Origin of the sequence: Stenotrophomonas sp. GbtcB23, assembly GCF_019091045.1 — a bacterium.
Taxonomy (GTDB): domain Bacteria; phylum Pseudomonadota; class Gammaproteobacteria; order Xanthomonadales; family Xanthomonadaceae; genus Stenotrophomonas; species Stenotrophomonas rhizophila_A.
On sequence record NZ_JAGXKC010000200.1, the window covers coordinates 1 to 465 of the forward strand.

The 465-nt window shown below is 63.2% G+C and carries 1 pseudogene; it reads left to right on the forward strand.

The features are described 5' to 3' along the window. Nucleotides 1–465, forward strand: a pseudogene (locus tag KVS69_RS18785) (membrane-bound PQQ-dependent dehydrogenase, glucose/quinate/shikimate family); the annotation flags it as partial.

The window sequence follows — 465 nt, forward strand, 5'->3', positions numbered from 1 at the left end:
CCAGCCTTGCCCCGGTTTCGGCAAGAATGGCGCAGCCGACCTCACGGTCGGACTTGGCCAGAAGGATTCGGAAAATGATGCACCCAAGCCCGTCATTCCAGGCACGGCCGCCATCACCTCTCCGCCGGTGATCGTGCAGGGCGTGATCGTGACGGGCCAGCAGGTGCTCGACGGCCAGCGCCGGTGGGCGCCTTCCGGGGTCATCCGAGGTTATGACGCAGTGACGGGTGAATTGCGCTTTGCCTGGGACATCAACCAGCCGGACGTCACCAGGGATCCACCGGCAGGGGGCTATTATTCCTTCGGTACGCCCAACAGCTGGACAACGCCCGCAGGTGACGAGAAGCTCGGGCTGGCCTATATCCCCATGGGCAATTCGGCCGGAGACTACTACACCACCTTACGCTCGGCCGAGGAGAAGAAGTACAATTCTGCCCTCGTGGCGCTCGACGTCCAGACCGGCAA